This is a genomic window from Allobosea sp. 67-29, from assembly GCF_001898115.1.
In the GTDB taxonomy this organism is placed as follows: Bacteria; Pseudomonadota; Alphaproteobacteria; order Rhizobiales; family Beijerinckiaceae; genus Allobosea.
This window is the reverse complement of the sequence record NZ_MKSQ01000008.1, coordinates 457,782-472,325: the sequence shown is the minus strand read 5'-3', so window position 1 is coordinate 472,325 and position 14,544 is coordinate 457,782. Positions and strand designations below refer to the sequence as shown.

The 14,544-nt window shown below is 68.2% G+C and carries 13 protein-coding genes; 8 read left to right on the top strand and 5 right to left on the bottom strand.

All coding sequences use genetic code 11. The annotated features are described in order from the left end of the window. Together BGO20_RS08835 and BGO20_RS08830 are read left to right on the top strand one after the other, a co-directional pair. Complete coding sequence (locus BGO20_RS08835) at positions 1–990, top strand: magnesium transporter CorA family protein (RefSeq protein ID WP_291661515.1); 990 nt, start codon at positions 1–3, stop codon at positions 988–990. Between the two features lie 33 nt (positions 991–1,023). After that, positions 1,024–2,802, top strand: coding sequence for an SLC13 family permease (locus BGO20_RS08830; protein ID WP_291661513.1), 1,779 nt, complete (start codon positions 1,024–1,026; stop codon positions 2,800–2,802). Here the strand turns inward: BGO20_RS08830 and corA are convergent, their stop codons facing one another. Together corA and BGO20_RS08820 are read right to left on the bottom strand one after the other, a co-directional pair. Continuing rightward, the gene (corA, locus tag BGO20_RS08825) at positions 2,803–3,795 is read right to left on the bottom strand and encodes a magnesium/cobalt transporter CorA (protein WP_291661730.1); all 993 of its coding nucleotides are present in this window, start codon (positions 3,793–3,795) and stop codon (positions 2,803–2,805) included. 166 nt (positions 3,796–3,961) lie between these two features. Further along, entirely contained in the window at positions 3,962–5,008 is a 1,047-nt protein-coding gene (locus BGO20_RS08820) for a cysteine synthase A (protein ID WP_291661512.1), read from the bottom strand. A gap of 141 nt (positions 5,009–5,149) precedes the next feature. On the opposite strand from BGO20_RS08820, the gene BGO20_RS08815 reads away from it, so the two are divergent. From BGO20_RS08815 to BGO20_RS08795, 5 genes are all read left to right on the top strand, one after another. Continuing rightward, entirely contained in the window at positions 5,150–6,388 is a 1,239-nt protein-coding gene (locus BGO20_RS08815) for a class I SAM-dependent RNA methyltransferase (protein WP_291661510.1), read from the top strand. A gap of 15 nt (positions 6,389–6,403) precedes the next feature. Beyond that, the gene (locus BGO20_RS08810; protein WP_291661508.1) at positions 6,404–7,816 is read left to right on the top strand and encodes an FAD-binding oxidoreductase; all 1,413 of its coding nucleotides are present in this window, start codon (positions 6,404–6,406) and stop codon (positions 7,814–7,816) included. 169 nt (positions 7,817–7,985) lie between these two features. After that, a complete protein-coding gene (locus BGO20_RS08805) occupies positions 7,986–9,059 on the top strand; it encodes an ABC transporter substrate-binding protein (protein ID WP_291661729.1) in 1,074 nt (357 codons plus the stop codon). A 217-nt stretch (positions 9,060–9,276) separates the two neighbouring features. Continuing rightward, the gene (locus BGO20_RS08800; protein WP_291661728.1) at positions 9,277–10,002 is read left to right on the top strand and encodes an ABC transporter ATP-binding protein; all 726 of its coding nucleotides are present in this window, start codon (positions 9,277–9,279) and stop codon (positions 10,000–10,002) included. A gap of 25 nt (positions 10,003–10,027) precedes the next feature. After that, positions 10,028–10,804: an ABC transporter permease gene (locus tag BGO20_RS08795; protein ID WP_291661507.1), complete on the top strand. Its 777-nt coding sequence runs from the start codon at positions 10,028–10,030 to the stop codon at positions 10,802–10,804. A gap of 1 nt (position 10,805) precedes the next feature. Here the strand turns inward: BGO20_RS08795 and BGO20_RS08790 are convergent, their stop codons facing one another. Beyond that, positions 10,806–12,404 (bottom strand): gamma-glutamyltransferase family protein, encoded by a 1,599-nt coding sequence (locus BGO20_RS08790; RefSeq protein ID WP_291661506.1) that lies wholly within the window; start codon positions 12,402–12,404, stop codon positions 10,806–10,808. Between the two features lie 47 nt (positions 12,405–12,451). Then, entirely contained in the window at positions 12,452–13,216 is a 765-nt protein-coding gene (locus BGO20_RS08785) for an SOS response-associated peptidase (RefSeq protein ID WP_291661505.1), read from the bottom strand. A 91-nt stretch (positions 13,217–13,307) separates the two neighbouring features. On the opposite strand from BGO20_RS08785, the gene BGO20_RS08780 reads away from it, so the two are divergent. Then, positions 13,308–13,808 carry a hypothetical protein gene (locus BGO20_RS08780; RefSeq protein ID WP_291661504.1) on the top strand — a complete coding sequence of 167 codons (501 nt, stop codon included), beginning with the start codon at positions 13,308–13,310 and terminating at the stop codon, positions 13,806–13,808. Here the strand turns inward: BGO20_RS08780 and BGO20_RS08775 are convergent, their stop codons facing one another. Then, positions 13,809–14,537 (bottom strand): TlyA family RNA methyltransferase, encoded by a 729-nt coding sequence (locus BGO20_RS08775; RefSeq protein WP_291661503.1) that lies wholly within the window; start codon positions 14,535–14,537, stop codon positions 13,809–13,811. It lies immediately after the preceding gene. Positions 14,538–14,544 lie beyond the last annotated feature (7 nt).

The following is a 14,544-nucleotide window of genomic DNA, read 5'->3' as shown; positions in this document are numbered from 1 at the left end:
ATGCTGACGATCCACGGCATCTGCCCGGATTCGCGCGACAAGCTGCGTCCTGCTGTCGCGGGGGCCGGGGAGATCCTGCCCGCCGATGCCATCTGGATCGACCTGCTCAACCCGACGCCGGAAGAGGACAAGCGCGTCGAGGGCCTTCTCGGCATCTCCATCCCGACGCGCGAGGAGATGCATGATCTCGAGCCCTCCGAAATCATCTATACGGAGAACGGCGCGCACTACATGACGTCGCGCGTCATCTGCCAGTCGGACAGCATCGTCCCCAAGCTCGCCGACGTCACCTTCATCCTCACCGAGAAGGCGCTCGTGACGGTTCGCTACGATGAGCCGGGCGCCTTCAACATCTTCCTCAACCGTGCGACCAAGCCGGGCGGCTGCGGCCAGCAGCCGGAGGCGGTGCTCGACGGCTTGATCGAGGCGATCGTCGACCGTGCCGCCGAGGTGCTGCGCGGCGTCGGCGACAAGGTCGACATGGCCTCGCGGCGGATCTTTGCCGGCCGGGCCCAGGACGTCGAGCAGGGCGGCGTCTACCAGGTCGTGATCCAGCATATCGGCCAGCACGAGCACATCATCTCGAACGTCCGCGAGAGCATGATGTCGATCGAGCGGGTGCTGCTCTTCCTCTCGGCCAACTACAACCGGCCGAAGAAGGCGCAGACCGGCTTCTCGGCCGAGTGGCGTTCGGCGGTCCGCGACGTGCAGGCGATCGAGGAGCACGCCACCTTCCTCTCCAACAAGCTGCAATTCATGCTGGACGCCACGCTCGGCCTCGTCTCGATCGAGCAGAACAAGATCATCAAGCTGTTCTCGGTGGTCTCGGTGGCGCTGATGCCGCCGACGCTCATCGCCTCGATTTATGGCATGAACTTCAAGACCATGCCGGAGTTGGAGTGGCAGTGGGGCTATCCGCTCGCGCTGATGTCGATGGTGCTTTTCGCGGTGCTGCCCTATCTGTTCTTCCGCTGGAAGAAGTGGCTGTGAGGCGACTGTCCGGCAAACGCTCGTGATGACCGGATGACCCAGCAGCAGATTCTCTCTGTCCTTCTCGTCGCGGGCATGATGGGGGCCTTCCTGTGGGGCCGCCTGCGCTACGACGTCGTGGCCATGCTGGCGCTGCTCGCCGCGGTCGCGCTCGGGCTCGTCCCTGCGGCCGAGGCCTTCAAGGGCTTCTCCGACGACATCGTTATCATCGTCGGCAGCGCGCTGGTGCTGAGCGCCGCTGTGGCGCGCTCGCGCATCATCGAGCGGGTCTTCTCGAAGCTGAGCTCCGGCACGGCCTCGACGCAGCTGCAGGTGCCGCTGCTGGTCTTCACCGTCGCCATCATGTCGGCGATCATCAAGAACATCGGCGCGCTCGCCATGATGTTGCCGATCGCCTATCAGCTCGCCCGCAAGGACGGCAAATCGCCCTCGGTCTTCCTGATGCCGATGGCCTTCGCCTCGCTGCTCGGCGGCATCGTCACCCTCGTCGGCACCTCGCCGAACGTCATCGTCGCCCGCGTGCGCGAGGAGCTCGGCGGCAAGCCCTTCCACATGTTCGACTTCGCCCCCGTCGGCATCGTCGTGGCGCTCGCCGGCTGTGCGTTCCTCAGCGTCGGCTACCGCCTGCTGCCGCGCGACCGGCGCGGCGCCGTTTCCCTCGACCAGGCGATCGAGATCAAGGACTACCTGACCGAAGCCAAGGTCGGCCCCAAATCGGCCCTGGCGGGCAAGACGGTCGATGCGCTGAAGGCGATCGGCGGCGGCAATGTCGAGATCGTCCAGATCCTGCGCGACGAGCGGCGGGTCAAGGCGCCGCTGCCGGATGCCGGCCTGCGCGCCGGCGACATCCTGCTGCTGCGCGGCGATGCCGCGGTGCTGGAGCGGGTCGTGGCCGAGGGCGGTCTCGACCTGATCGGCAAGGACAGGCCGACGCAGAAGGACGATGCGCTCGATCCCGATCGCATCGCCGAAGCGATCGTTGGGCCCGATTCCGTCGTGATCGGCCAATCCGCCGGCGATATGGCCCTCCACGCCCGCTTCGGCGTCAACATGCTGGCTATCAGCCGCGCTGGCGAGCGCTTCAGCCAGCGCCTGCGCGATATCCGGCTGCGCGCGGGCGACATCGTGGTGATCCAGGGCGACGAGAAGCTTCTGCCGGAGAAGCTCTCCGAAATGGGCCTTCTGCCGCTGGCCGACCGTCTCGTGCCCCTGGGCTCGACCCGGCGCGTGGTGCTGACGGTGGCGATCACGCTCGCGACCGTCGCCACGCTCGCTGCCGGGCTGGCACCGGTGCCGCTCGTCTTTTTCGCGGCGGCGGTCCTGCTGATCACGTTCCGATGCGTGCCGTTGCGCGAGGCCTACCGCAACATCGACGCGCCGATCCTGCTGATGCTGGCCGCCCTGATTCCCGTCAGCGATTCGTTGCGGACGACCGGCACGACCGAACTCTTCGCCTCTTGGCTTGCGACCATCGGTGCTGGTTTGCCGGGCTGGGCCGCGGTCGCCCTGATCCTGGTCGCGGCGATGGCGGTGACGCCCTTCCTCAACAATGCCGCCACCGTGCTGGTGATGGCGCCGATCGGCGCCGGCTTCGCCCGCAACCTCGGCTACAACCCGGACGCGTTCCTGATGGCGGTGGCGATCGGCGCGGCCTGCGACTTCCTCACGCCGATCGGGCACCAGTGCAACACGCTGGTGATGGGCCCGGGCGGCTACCGCTTCAGCGATTACGCCCGGCTCGGGGCGCCCTTGTCCCTGATCGTCATCCTGCTCGCGGTGCCGATGATCCTGCTTGTCTGGCCGTTGCGCTAGCTACAGCCAGCCATTGCGCTTGAAGCGCCAGTACAAGACGGCGCAGGACGCGACGATGAAGGCCAGCACGCCATAATAGCCGTAATGCAGGTCGAGCTCCGGCATGTTCCTGAAGTTCATGCCGTAGATGCCCGCGACCGCGGTCGGCACCGCCAGGATCGCCGCCCAGGAGGCGAGCCGCTTGGTGATGGCGTTCTCCTGGCTCTGGCCGACGAGCAGACTGGCCTCGAAGGCGAACGCCAGCACCTCGCGCAGGCTGTCGATCTTTTCCTGCACGGTGCGAAGGTGGTCGGTGACGTCGCGGAACATCGGCGCGAGCGTCGGCCGCACCTGCGGGACGTTGCCGTTGGTCAGCCGCTGGCAGACATCGACGAGCGGCATGATCGCGTTGCGCAGGCGCAGCAGATCCCGCCGCAGCATGTAGAGGCGCTCGATCTCGGTCCGCGCCATCGGCCGGGCGAGCACCATGTCCTCGATCTCCTCGACCTCGTCATGGATCGCCTCGAGCACGGGCATGTAGTTGTCGACGATGAAGTCGAGGATCGCATAGAGGATGAAGTCCTCGCCCTTGGCCAGGGATGTCGGGCAGGTCTCCCAATGCTGCCGGACCGATCTGTACGAGGTCGAGGCGCCGTGCCGCACGCTGACGATGTAGCCGCGGCCGAGGAAGATGTGCGTCTCGCCGAAAGCGATGCGCCCGTCGATCAACTGCGCGGTGCGTGCGACGACGAACAGCGCGTCGCCATATTGCTCGAGCTTCGGGCGTTGGTGCGCGTTCGTGGCGTCCTCGACCGCGAGGGGATGCAGGCCGAACTGCTGCTGGACGCAGCGGAGCAGGGTGGCGTCCGGCTCGAACAGCCCGATCCAGACGACATGGTCGCCCTTGCGCGCCCATTCGCCCGCTTCCTCGACGGGGATGTCGGCGACGCGCACGCCATGGGCATAGACGCTCGAGGCGATCACGCCGGCCGCGTGCAACTGGCCCTGATCCATTCCGGGATCGCCGGGGCCATGCTCGGGCGGTTCGACCGTGGCGAGCCTGATATGCGAGACCGGCATGCCTCCACCCCCTCGCTCGCGGGACAGGGAAGGCAGGCTAGAACTGTTCCGGCTTCGTGGAAATCACTTTTGCGGCAAAGGATCGCGCCGGTGCCGGCCTCTAGGCGAGCACGCCCGCGACCATCTGCTTCAGCGCCCGCTCGTCGCGCTCGAGCCAGGCCGGCACCGGTAGGTTCTTGGCGCGCAGGAAATCGGGGTTGAACAGCTTGGATTGATAGCGCGTGCCATAGTCGCACAGCACCGTCACGATGGTATGGCCGGGACCCAGCTCGCGTGCCAGCCGGATCGCCCCCGCAACATTGATTCCGGACGAGCCGCCGAGGCAGAGCCCTTCATGCTCCAGCAGTTCGAAGACCACCTGCACCGCTTCGGCATCCGGAACCTGGAAGGCGATGTCGACCGGCGCGTCCTGCAGATTGGCGGTGATCCGCCCCTGGCCGATGCCCTCGGTGATCGAGGAGCCTTCGGACTTGAGGACACCGGTCGTGTAATAGGAGTAGAGAGCCGCGCCCATCGGGTCGGCGAGGCCGATCGTCACCTTGGGGTTGCGCGCCTTCAGCGCCATGCCGACGCCGGCGAGCGTGCCGCCTGAGCCGACCGCGCAGATGAAGCCGTCGACCTTGCCGGCGGTCTGCTCCCAGATCTCGGGGCCGGTGGTCTCGAAATGGCCCTGGCGGTTGGCGGTGTTGTCGAACTGGTTCGCCCAGATCGCGCCGTTCGGCTCGGTCCTGGCCAGTTCGTCGGCAAGGCGGCCGGAGACCTTCACATAATTGTTAGGGTTGGCGTAGGGCGCGGCCGGGACCTCGACCAAGGTCGCGCCGGCGAGCCGCAGCATGTCCTTCTTTTCCTGGCTCTGCGTCTCCGGGATGACGATGACGGAGCGATAGCCCAGCGCGTTGCCGACCAGCGCGATGCCGATGCCGGTATTGCCCGCGGTGCCCTCGACGATGACGCCGCCAGGCTTCAACTGCCCCTTCGCCTCCGCATCGCGGATGATGGCGAGCGCGGCGCGATCCTTGACCGACTGGCCGGGATTCATGAACTCGGCCTTGCCGAGGATGGCGCAGCCGGTTTCGGCCGAGGCGCGCTGGAGCTTGATGAGCGGGGTATTGCCGATGGCTTCGATGACGCCGTCGCGGATGGTCATGGCCGGATTTCCCAATTCGTCCCCGACCTGATAGGCGAAAGCCTCACCGAGGTCACCAGCGAGCGGGCGACCAGCCCCGAGTTCGGAACAATGCCAGTCGCCAAGCCGCAGGCCGGAGAAAATCCTTCTCCGAAGCTCGCCATGAACGAAATCCTGACCGTCGACCATCTGGGCCAGCGCGGCGATGGAATCGCACGGATGGCGTCCGGCAGCGTCTTCGTTCCCTATGCACTGCCGGGCGAGACCGTGCGCGCCGTCGTCGACGGCGAGCGGGGGCAGCTCGTCGAGATCCTGGCGCCCTCCGGGTCCCGCATCGCTGCGATCTGCCCTCTCTTCACCCGCTGCGGCGGTTGCGCCGCCCAGCACATGGCGCCCGACCTCTACCGCGAATGGAAGCGCCGGCAGGTCGTGACGGCGCTGGAGCGTGCGGGTGTCGCGGCGCCGGTCGGCGCGTTGATCGACGCCCACGGCGCCGGACGTCGCCGTGTCACCTTCCATGCCCGCCGCCAGGGCGAGGCGATGGTCGTCGGCTTCATGGCGGCGCGCAGCCACGAGCTGATCGAGGTCGAGGCCTGCCCGGTGCTGGTGCCCGGCCTCGACCGCGCGCCGGCCGTCGCGCAGATGCTGGCGAACCGCATGGGCGGCGCCGGCAAGCCGCTCGACATCCAACTCACCGCTTCGGAGGCCGGGCTCGATGTCGACCTGCGTGGCCATGGCCCGCTTGGCGACAAGCTCAGGCTCGCCCTGACGCAGCTCGCCGAGCGGCTCGACCTCGCCCGGCTCTCCAACCATGGCGAGATCGTCGTGGAGCGCCGTCCACCCCTGCAGCAGATGGGCAAGGCGCTGGTCGCGCCGCCGCCGGGCGGCTTCCTGCAGGCGACGGCGCTTGGCGAGGAGACCCTGGCGGGGCTCGTCATGGCGGCGTTGCCGAAGGGCAAGCGCGCCGCCGATCTCTTTGCCGGTTGTGGTCCCTTCAGCGTCCGCCTGGCGGAGCGGATGCAGGTGCTGGCGGTCGAAAGCGACAAGGCGGCGATGCTGGCGCTGGCGAAGGGTTTCGGCGCGACGCCCGGGCTGAAGCCGATCGCCACCGAGGCGCGCGATCTGTTCCGCCGCCCGCTGCTGGAGCATGAACTCAACGGCTTCGACGTCGTCGTGCTCGATCCGCCGCGGGCCGGGGCGGAGGCGCAGGTCAGGCGGCTGGCGGCCTCGAAGGTGAGGGACGTGATCTACGTCTCCTGCGACGCCGGCAGCTTCGCGCGCGACGCCGCGACGCTGGCTGCGGGCGGATATGCGCTGGAGGCCGTGACGCCGGTCGACCAGTTCCGCTATTCCGCTCATGTCGAGCTCGTCGGCGTGTTCCGGCGCGGCAGGAAGGGCTGAGGGCAGGGCTTCAGGATGAGCACAATTCTCGATCGCATGGCCGGGATCGTCGGCGCGAAGAACATCGTCACCGATGCCGACGCGATGGTGCCCTATCTCAAGGAGTGGCGGGATCTCTTCCGCGGCAAGGCGCAGGGCATCGTTCGCCCCGGCTCGACCGCCGAGGTCGCCGAGCTGGTCAAGCTCGCGGCCGAGACCGGCACGACCCTGGTGCCGCAAGGCGGCAATACCGGCCTGGTCGGCGGCCAGATCCCGATCGCCGACGGCAGGGAGGTCATCCTGTCCCTGCAGCGCCTCGACCGGGTCCGGGCGGTCGATGCGGACGGCGACACCATGATCGTCGAGGCCGGCGTCACGCTGAAGCGGGCGCAGGATGCCGCGGAAGCGGCGGGACGCCTCTTCCCGCTTTCGCTCGCCTCCGAGGGGTCCTGCACCATCGGCGGCAACCTCTCGACCAATGCGGGCGGAACCGCCGTGCTGGCCTATGGCAATGCCCGCGAGCTCTGCCTGGGTCTGGAGGTCGTGCTGCCGGACGGGCGCATCTGGAACGGGCTGCGCCAGCTCCGCAAGGACAACACCGGCTACGACCTGAAGGATCTCTTCATCGGCGCCGAAGGCACGCTCGGCATCATCACGGCAGCGGTGCTGAAGCTCTTTCCGCTGCCGGCCGCGCGCGCCACCGCCTTCCTCGCCGTGCCGAGCCCCGAGGCGGCGCTCGCATTGCTGAACGCCGCCAAGGCCGGGGCCGGCGGCACGCTCACCACCTTCGAGCTGATGCCGCGCATCGGCCTTGATTTCGTCCTGCGGCACGCCTCCGGCGCCCGCGATCCGCTCTCAGAAGCGTCGCCCTGGTACGTGCTGATGGAGGTTTCGGCCCAGTCCGCCGCCGGGCTCGACGAGCATGTCGAGGCCTTTCTCGGTGAGGCGCTGGAGAAGGGCATCGTCACCGACGCCGCGCTGGCGGGGTCGCTGACCCAGCGCGCCGATTTCTGGAAGCTGCGCGAGATGATGTCCGAGGTGCAGACCTATGAGGGCGGCTCGATCAAGCACGATGTCTCGGTGCCGGTCCATGCCACGCCGGAGTTCCTGAAGCGGGCGATCGCGGTCGTCGAGGCGATGGTGCCCGGCTGCCGGCCGGTGCCCTTCGGCCATCTCGGCGACGGCAACATCCATTTCAACATCAGCCAGCCGGTCGGAGCCGACAAGCAGGCCTTCCTCGCGCGCTGGAGCGAGATGAACGAGGCGGTGCACGCGATTGTGGCGGAGCTGCACGGCTCGATCTCGGCCGAGCACGGCATCGGCCGTCTCAAGCGAGACCTGCTGCCCGGCGTCAAGGATCCGGTCGAGCTCGACCTGATGCGCGCCATCAAGAAGACGCTCGACCCGAAGGGCCTGCTGAATCCCAATGCGGTGCTGGCGCAGGGCTGAGAGGCCCCGCAGGAGGCCTGCCCGCGCCATCGGCACGCTGCATGGTCAAGCATCGCTGTCGGAACCTGCTGCCCAAAAATCTGGCAGGATCGCCCGCGCGCTCGATTGACCGCTTTTCGCCTCCTCTCTAGCCTTCGGCCGCATAACGAGAAGGCGAAGGGTGGCGGACATGATCGGCGTGGCGCGGATGCTGGCGGATGGCGCGGAGACGCGGAGCCGGGGAGCGACCCGGCGGATGCTCGGTGGTCTGGCCCTGGCTGCGGCGGCGGCGCTCGCGGGCGTGGTGCCCGCCGCCGCCCAGACCTCGCTGAAGTTCACGCTCGACTGGGTTTTCCAGGGCCCGACCTCGCCGTTCCTCGTCGCGCTCGACAAGGGATATTACAAGGCCGAGGGGCTGGACGTGACGATGGATCCGGGCCAGGGCTCGGCCGGGGCGGTGCAGCGCGTCGCGACGGGTGCCTACGACATCGGTTTCGCCGACGTGAACTCGTTGATCGAGTACAACGCCAAGAATGCGGGCAAGGAAGTGCTGTGCGTGTTCATGGCTTATGACTTCCCGCCCTTCGGCGTCCACACGCTGAAGAAGACGGGCATCGCCAAGCCTGCCGATCTGGCGGGCAAGAAGCTCGGCGCCCCGGTTTTCGACGCTTCCTACCGGCTGTTCCCCGCCTTTGCCAAGAAGGTCGGGCTCGACGCCTCGACAGTCCAGTTCGTCAACCTGACGCCGCAGCTGCGTGAGCAGTCGCTGGTGCAGGGCAGCGTCGACTTCATCACCGGGCACTACTTCTCCTCGGTGCTCGATCTGGAGGCGCGCGGGGTGAAGCCCGAGGACATCGTCTCCTTCAACTATTCCGACTACAAGATGGACGTCTATGGCAACGGCATCATCATTTCCCCCGCTCTGGCGGCCAAGCCCGATGTCGTGAAGGGGTTTCTGCGCGCCACGGCAAAGGCCTGGAAGGAGGTCGCCGCCAATCCCGCGATCGGCATCGCGGCGGCGGCCAAGCGCGACCCGTTGCTCGACCAGAAGCTCGAGGCCCGGCGGCTGGACCTGTCGCTGAAGATGAACGTGCTGACCCCCTATGTGAAGGAAAACGGCATGGGTGATGTCGACCCGGCCCGCTTCGCCCGGTCGGTCAAGGACGTGGCTGAGGCCTTCGGGCTTCCGACGGCGCCTGATCCGGACAAGGTCTTCTCCGGCAAATACCTGCCGCCGAAGGCCGAGCGGATGGTGGCACCCTGACGCTTCTGCAGGATCGCAGCCCTGATCCGGGGGGACCGCTCCGCCCGGACCGGCTCCTCGACGGATGCCCCAGGAGGCTCCCGTGACATCTGGTCCATCCTCCGAGACGCAGACCGTGCGGCCTGCTCCCCAGGATGACGGCGCGCGCGAGCGGGCCGAGACGCCTCTCGTCGAGCTGCGCCAGGTCAGCCTCGCCTATGGCGGCGGCGCCGGCCGCATGCTGGCGCTCGAGGACGCGACCCTTTCCATCGCCAAGGGCGAGTTCATCGCGGTGGTCGGCCCGTCGGGCTGCGGCAAGTCGACCCTGATGAAGCTGGTCACCGGGCTGCTGCCCCCGACCGGCGGCGAGGTCCGGGTGCATGGGCAGGTGGTGAAGGGGCCGATCCGCGGCGTCGGCATGGCCTTCCAGGCGCCGACGCTGATGCCGTGGCGCACGACCCTCGACAACATCCTGTTGCCGCTCGAGGTCGTCGAGCCGCACAAGCGCCGCTTCCGCTCGAACAAGGCGGAGTACATCGCGCGTGGCGAGGCGCTGCTGTCCTCGGTCGGCCTGGGCGGTTTCGGCCAGAAATTCCCCTGGCAGCTCTCGGGAGGCATGCAGCAACGCTCGAGCCTGTGCCGCGCGCTCGTCCACGAACCCGAGATCCTGATGCTCGACGAGCCTTTCGGCGCGCTCGACGCCTTCACGCGCGAGGAACTCTGGAGCGTGATGCAGAAGCTCTGGCTGGAGCGCCGCTTCACAGCGGTGCTGGTGACGCACGATCTGCGCGAGGCGGTCTATCTCGCCGACACAGTCTATGTGATGAGCCGGCGCCCCGGCCGGATCGTCAAGATCCGCAAAATCGAGCTGCCGCGCCCGCGCACGCTGGAGACGACCTTCACGGCCGAGTTCGTCGACATCGTCCACGAACTGCGAGAGCGCATCCACATGGAGCACGCATGATGCGGCCGCCGGCGGAGCAAAGATCGTGACGGAGAGGCAGAAGCGCCTGTTGCTCCTCGCCATGCCATGGCTCGCCATGGCCGGCCTGCTGCTGCTGTGGGAACTCGCCTGCATCGTCTTCGATGTTCCGGAGATCCTGGCGCCGCGCCCCAGCCGCATCATCGAGACGATGATCCAGCGCTGGGACATCCTGCTGCGCTTCTGCCTGGAGACGCTCTGGACCACGATCATCGGATTCGGGCTGGCGATCGGCTTCGGCCTGCTGCTTGGCCTCGCCATCGGTGCCTCGCCTTTCGTCTATTCGGGTCTCTATCCGCTGCTGATCGCCTTCAACGCGATTCCCAAGGTCGCGATCGTCCCGATCCTGATGATCTGGGTCGGCGTCGGCGCCCTGCCGGCCGTCATTACCGCGTTCGTCATCTCCTTCTTCCCGATCGTCGTAAACGTCGCGACCGGGCTCGCCACGATCGAACCCGAGATGCGCGACGTCATGCGCTCGCTGGGGGCCAGCCAATTCGAGATCCTGACCAAGGTCGGCGTGCCCCGCGCCATGCCCTATCTCTTCGCCAGCCTGAAGGTGGCGGTGACGCTCGCCTTCGTCGGCTCGGTGCTGTCCGAGACGGTGGGGGGCAATCGCGGCATCGGCTTCCTGATGCTCTCGGCCGGCGCGCGCAACGACGCGCCCACGACCTTCGCCGGCCTGTTCTCCATCGCCATCATGGGCATGGCGCTCTATGCGCTCTGCGCCCTGGTCGAGCGGCGGATGACCCGCTGGGCCTTCCGCGGCGAGATCGTCTCCTGATTTACGGCGTCGCGACGTAACCGTCGCGGCGCGGGTCGGCCGCACCGGTGAAAATCCCGGTCGCCGGGTCGACCGCGATGGCCTGCATGCCGCCGCAGCGCATCGTCCAGCCGATATCGAAGGCCTGCGCATCGTGCCCGCGCCGGACGAGCTCGGCGATGGTCTCGGGGGCGATCCGGTTTTCGATCTCGACGAGGCGCCCATCCCAGAGCCGGGCACGCGGCGCCTCGATCGCCTCCTGCAGGGGCAGACCGAAATCGACATACTGCACCATGGCCTGCGCCTGCGTCTGCATGATGCCGTAGCTGCCGGGCGTGCCGAGCGCGAGCACGGGCTGGCCGTCGCGGGTGGAGATCGAGGGCGACATGCACATCGCCAGTGCGTCGCCGGGCCGGGCCCGGTTCGGGCTGCCGGTCTGGACGTCCGCCCAGTACAGGAAGTTGTTGAGGCACAGGCCCGTGCCCGGCACCACGACGCCGCTGCCGAAGGGGCTGCCGAGGCTCTGCGTGATGCAGATGAGGTTGCCGTCGCTGTCAGCGACCGAAAGCGATGTCGTGTGCGCCGGGTCTTCCTGCTCCTGCGGCGTCCACTGCTCGGTCGGCCCGGTCACGGGCCTGCCGTCGGTGAGGCGCCGGCGCAGCCGTTCGACGGCGGCATCCGACAGGATCTCGGCCAGCTGCTCCGCGCTCGGGTTGTTGTGGGCGATGCGCTCGCCGGCCGCCAGGCGGATGGCGCGATAGACGAGGTCGAGATGCTCCGGGCCGTCCTTGGGCAGGGCACCGATGTCCAGCCCCTCCAGCAGGCGCAGCGTCAGCAGGAACTGGAAGCCCTCGCAATGCGGGGGCGGCACATGCACGTTCAATCCGCGATAGCTGACCGCGAGCGGCTCGCGCCAGACGGTCTTCACGGCGGCGAGGTCGGCCATGGTGAGCGAGCCGCCCAGGGCCTGGAGGTGCTTCACGACAGCCTCTCCGAGTGCACCCCGATAGAAGTGGTCCGGCCCCTTGGCGGCGATGTCGCTTAGCGATCGGGCAAGGTCGGGCTGGATCAGCAGGGAGCCGAGCTTCAGGGTCCTGCCGCCGGGTTGATAGTTTGCGGACCAGGCGGGGTAGAGTTCCGCATGGGCCTTGAGCAGCGGATCGTTCTCCTCGAACTCGGCCGCACCGAATTCGGCGAGCGCGAAACCGTCCCGGGCGAGTGCGATGGCGGGCGCGAGGACGTCCGCCAGCGGCTTGCGTCCGTAGGTCTTCACCAGCTCGCACCAGCCGGCGAGATTGCCGGGAGACGCGACCGACAGGGCCCCGCGCGCCAGGTCGGTGCGCTGGCTGAAGCGATCGGTTGGGAAGCTCGCCGGGATCGGTGGGACGAAGTCGAGAACGCGCACGCGCTGCTCGGCACCGACCCACATCGTCGCGAAACCCATCCCGGCCAGGCCGGACATGAAAGGCTCGACCACATTCAGGGCGGCCGCGGTGGCGGCGGCGGCGTCGAAGGCGTTGCCGCCTTGCCCGAGGAGGCGCGCTCCGGCCTGGGCTGCGAGGGGATGGGCGGCGGCGACCATGCCGTGGCGGGAGGTCATGGTGGGGCGTCGGCCAAGCATCGGTGCATCCTTATCGAGCGTTGCCCGATCAGAGCATGATTCCGCCGTCAGAAAAGGCTGCCTTGCCCATCGTCGGCGGGACGCCGGGTCGCTCTGCGCGCATGGCGCTGCGGCTCGTGAGCAGGAGTATCCTCCGGGGAGGTCACCGGCATCTGCACATCGGGTGCGTCGTTCACGACCTTGTTGACAGCCGGGCCGATGGCCACGGCCTCCAGCAGGTCGTCCGGCGGCGGCTTCAGCAGATGCTGCACCTGCTGGGAGGTCGCTTCGGGGTCGAGCCAGGCGCCGTGGTCGCCGGTATCGAGGATGATCGGGCAGCGATGATGGATCGCCGCCATGGTGCCGTTGGCCGGGCCTGTCATCATCGCGACCGTGTCGAGCTCGGAGCCATCCGGCGAATGCCAGGTCTCCCACAGCGCCGCGAAGGCGAAGAAGCCGCGATCCGGCCGGCGGAACAGGAAGGCGTCCGCGCGGGCCTGCCGGCCGGTGCCGTTGCGCCGCCACTCGTAGAACCCGTCCGCCGGCAGCAGGCAGCGGCGCCGGGTCAGCGCGTGGCGGAAGGACGGCTTCTCGGCCGCGCTCTCGGCGCGGATATTGATGACCAGCGGGAAATCCCTGAGATCCTTCACCCAGCCGGGGACGAAGCCCCAGCGCATCAGCACAAACTGCCGCGACCCGTCCTGCGGTCGGATGACCGGTACCGGCTGCGTCGGCGCGATGTTGTAGCGCGGCGGAAAATTCGGCTGCTCGCGATAGCCGAAGGCGGCGCGCATCGCCTCGGGCGGCAGGGTGATGGCATAGCGTCCGCACATGGCGCCTGTTTAGCGCGATAGCGAGTGCGCGAAGCAACACTTTCTTCGGGGTTGGGCCACCATAGTCGCGCCCGCCGGTTTGGGGCTCGGGATGATCGCCTCCGCGACGAAGATGCAGATGGAGAAGATGGCCGACGGGATGGACGGGGTGCTCGCGCCCCGGCTCTCGACGGATTTTCTCAATCGTTTCAGCGAGGCTCTGATGCTGATCGAGCTCGCCGAGAGCGACGACAGCATCATCGAGGACCTGCAGGCCTGGCGCAGCGTCGGCTATCGCGAGCATTTCGAGGCCTCCTCCCTGCGCTGCGCCGCAACCGCGCTGGCGGCCTATGACGGCGTCGATCCCGGCCGACGCAGGGCCTTCGAGGATGTCTGCAGGTCGATGACGCGGCTGGTGGCGACCGTGAATGCCCTGCTCGCCGAAACGCCGCGCCCGGCCGAGCTGCCGATGATCATCGAGGTCGCAGGCGAAGCGCTCCGCAAGCTCATCTCCCGGTCGACGCAATTCATCAACGCGAACGGCACGGTGGATATCGCGGCCTTCGACGATGCGGCCCTGCAAAAGGAGATCGACCGGCTGCTGGCCGGCTGATCAGCCGCCGCGACGCGCGCCTGCGAGAAACTCGCGGTTGCCGTCGCCGCCCTCGATCGGGGAGGGGATCGGCCCGGCGACGCGGAAGCCCAGTTCGCCCAGCAGCAGGACGATCTCGTCGCAGACCTGCTTTTGCACCGCTTCGTCCCGCACGATGCCCTTCTTCAACGCTGCGCGGCCCGCCTCGAACTGCGGCTTGATCAGCGCGGCGATACCGGCCTGCGGAGCAAGCAGCGCGGCGACGGCCGGCAGTACGAGCTTGAGCGAGATGAAGCTGACGTCGATCGCGGCGAGGACCGGCCGCTCCGGCAGGGCTTCGGCTGCGAGCAGGCGGATATCCTGTCCTTCGAAGCTGCTCACGCGCGGATCGCCGCGGAGCGAGGCGTGGAGCTGGTCGCGCCCGACATCGACCGCGATCACATGCCGTGCTCCGCGCTGCAGCAGGAGATCGGTGAAGCCGCCGGTCGAGGACCCCACGTCGAGGCAGACGCAGCCCTTCGGATCAAAGCCGAAGACGTCGAGCGCAGCTTCGAGCTTGAGGCCGCCGCGCGAGACGTATGGGTGCGGGGCCTCGGCGGTCAGGGCGGCACTCCGCGCCACCATCTCCGAAGCCTTGCGCACGGCGACGCCGTCTGCGGTGACGAGCCCGGCCGCGATCGCGGCCTGCGCCCGCGCCCGGCTCTCGAAGAAGCCGCGCTCGACGAGCAACTGGTCCGCCCGGCTCTTCATGGCGAGG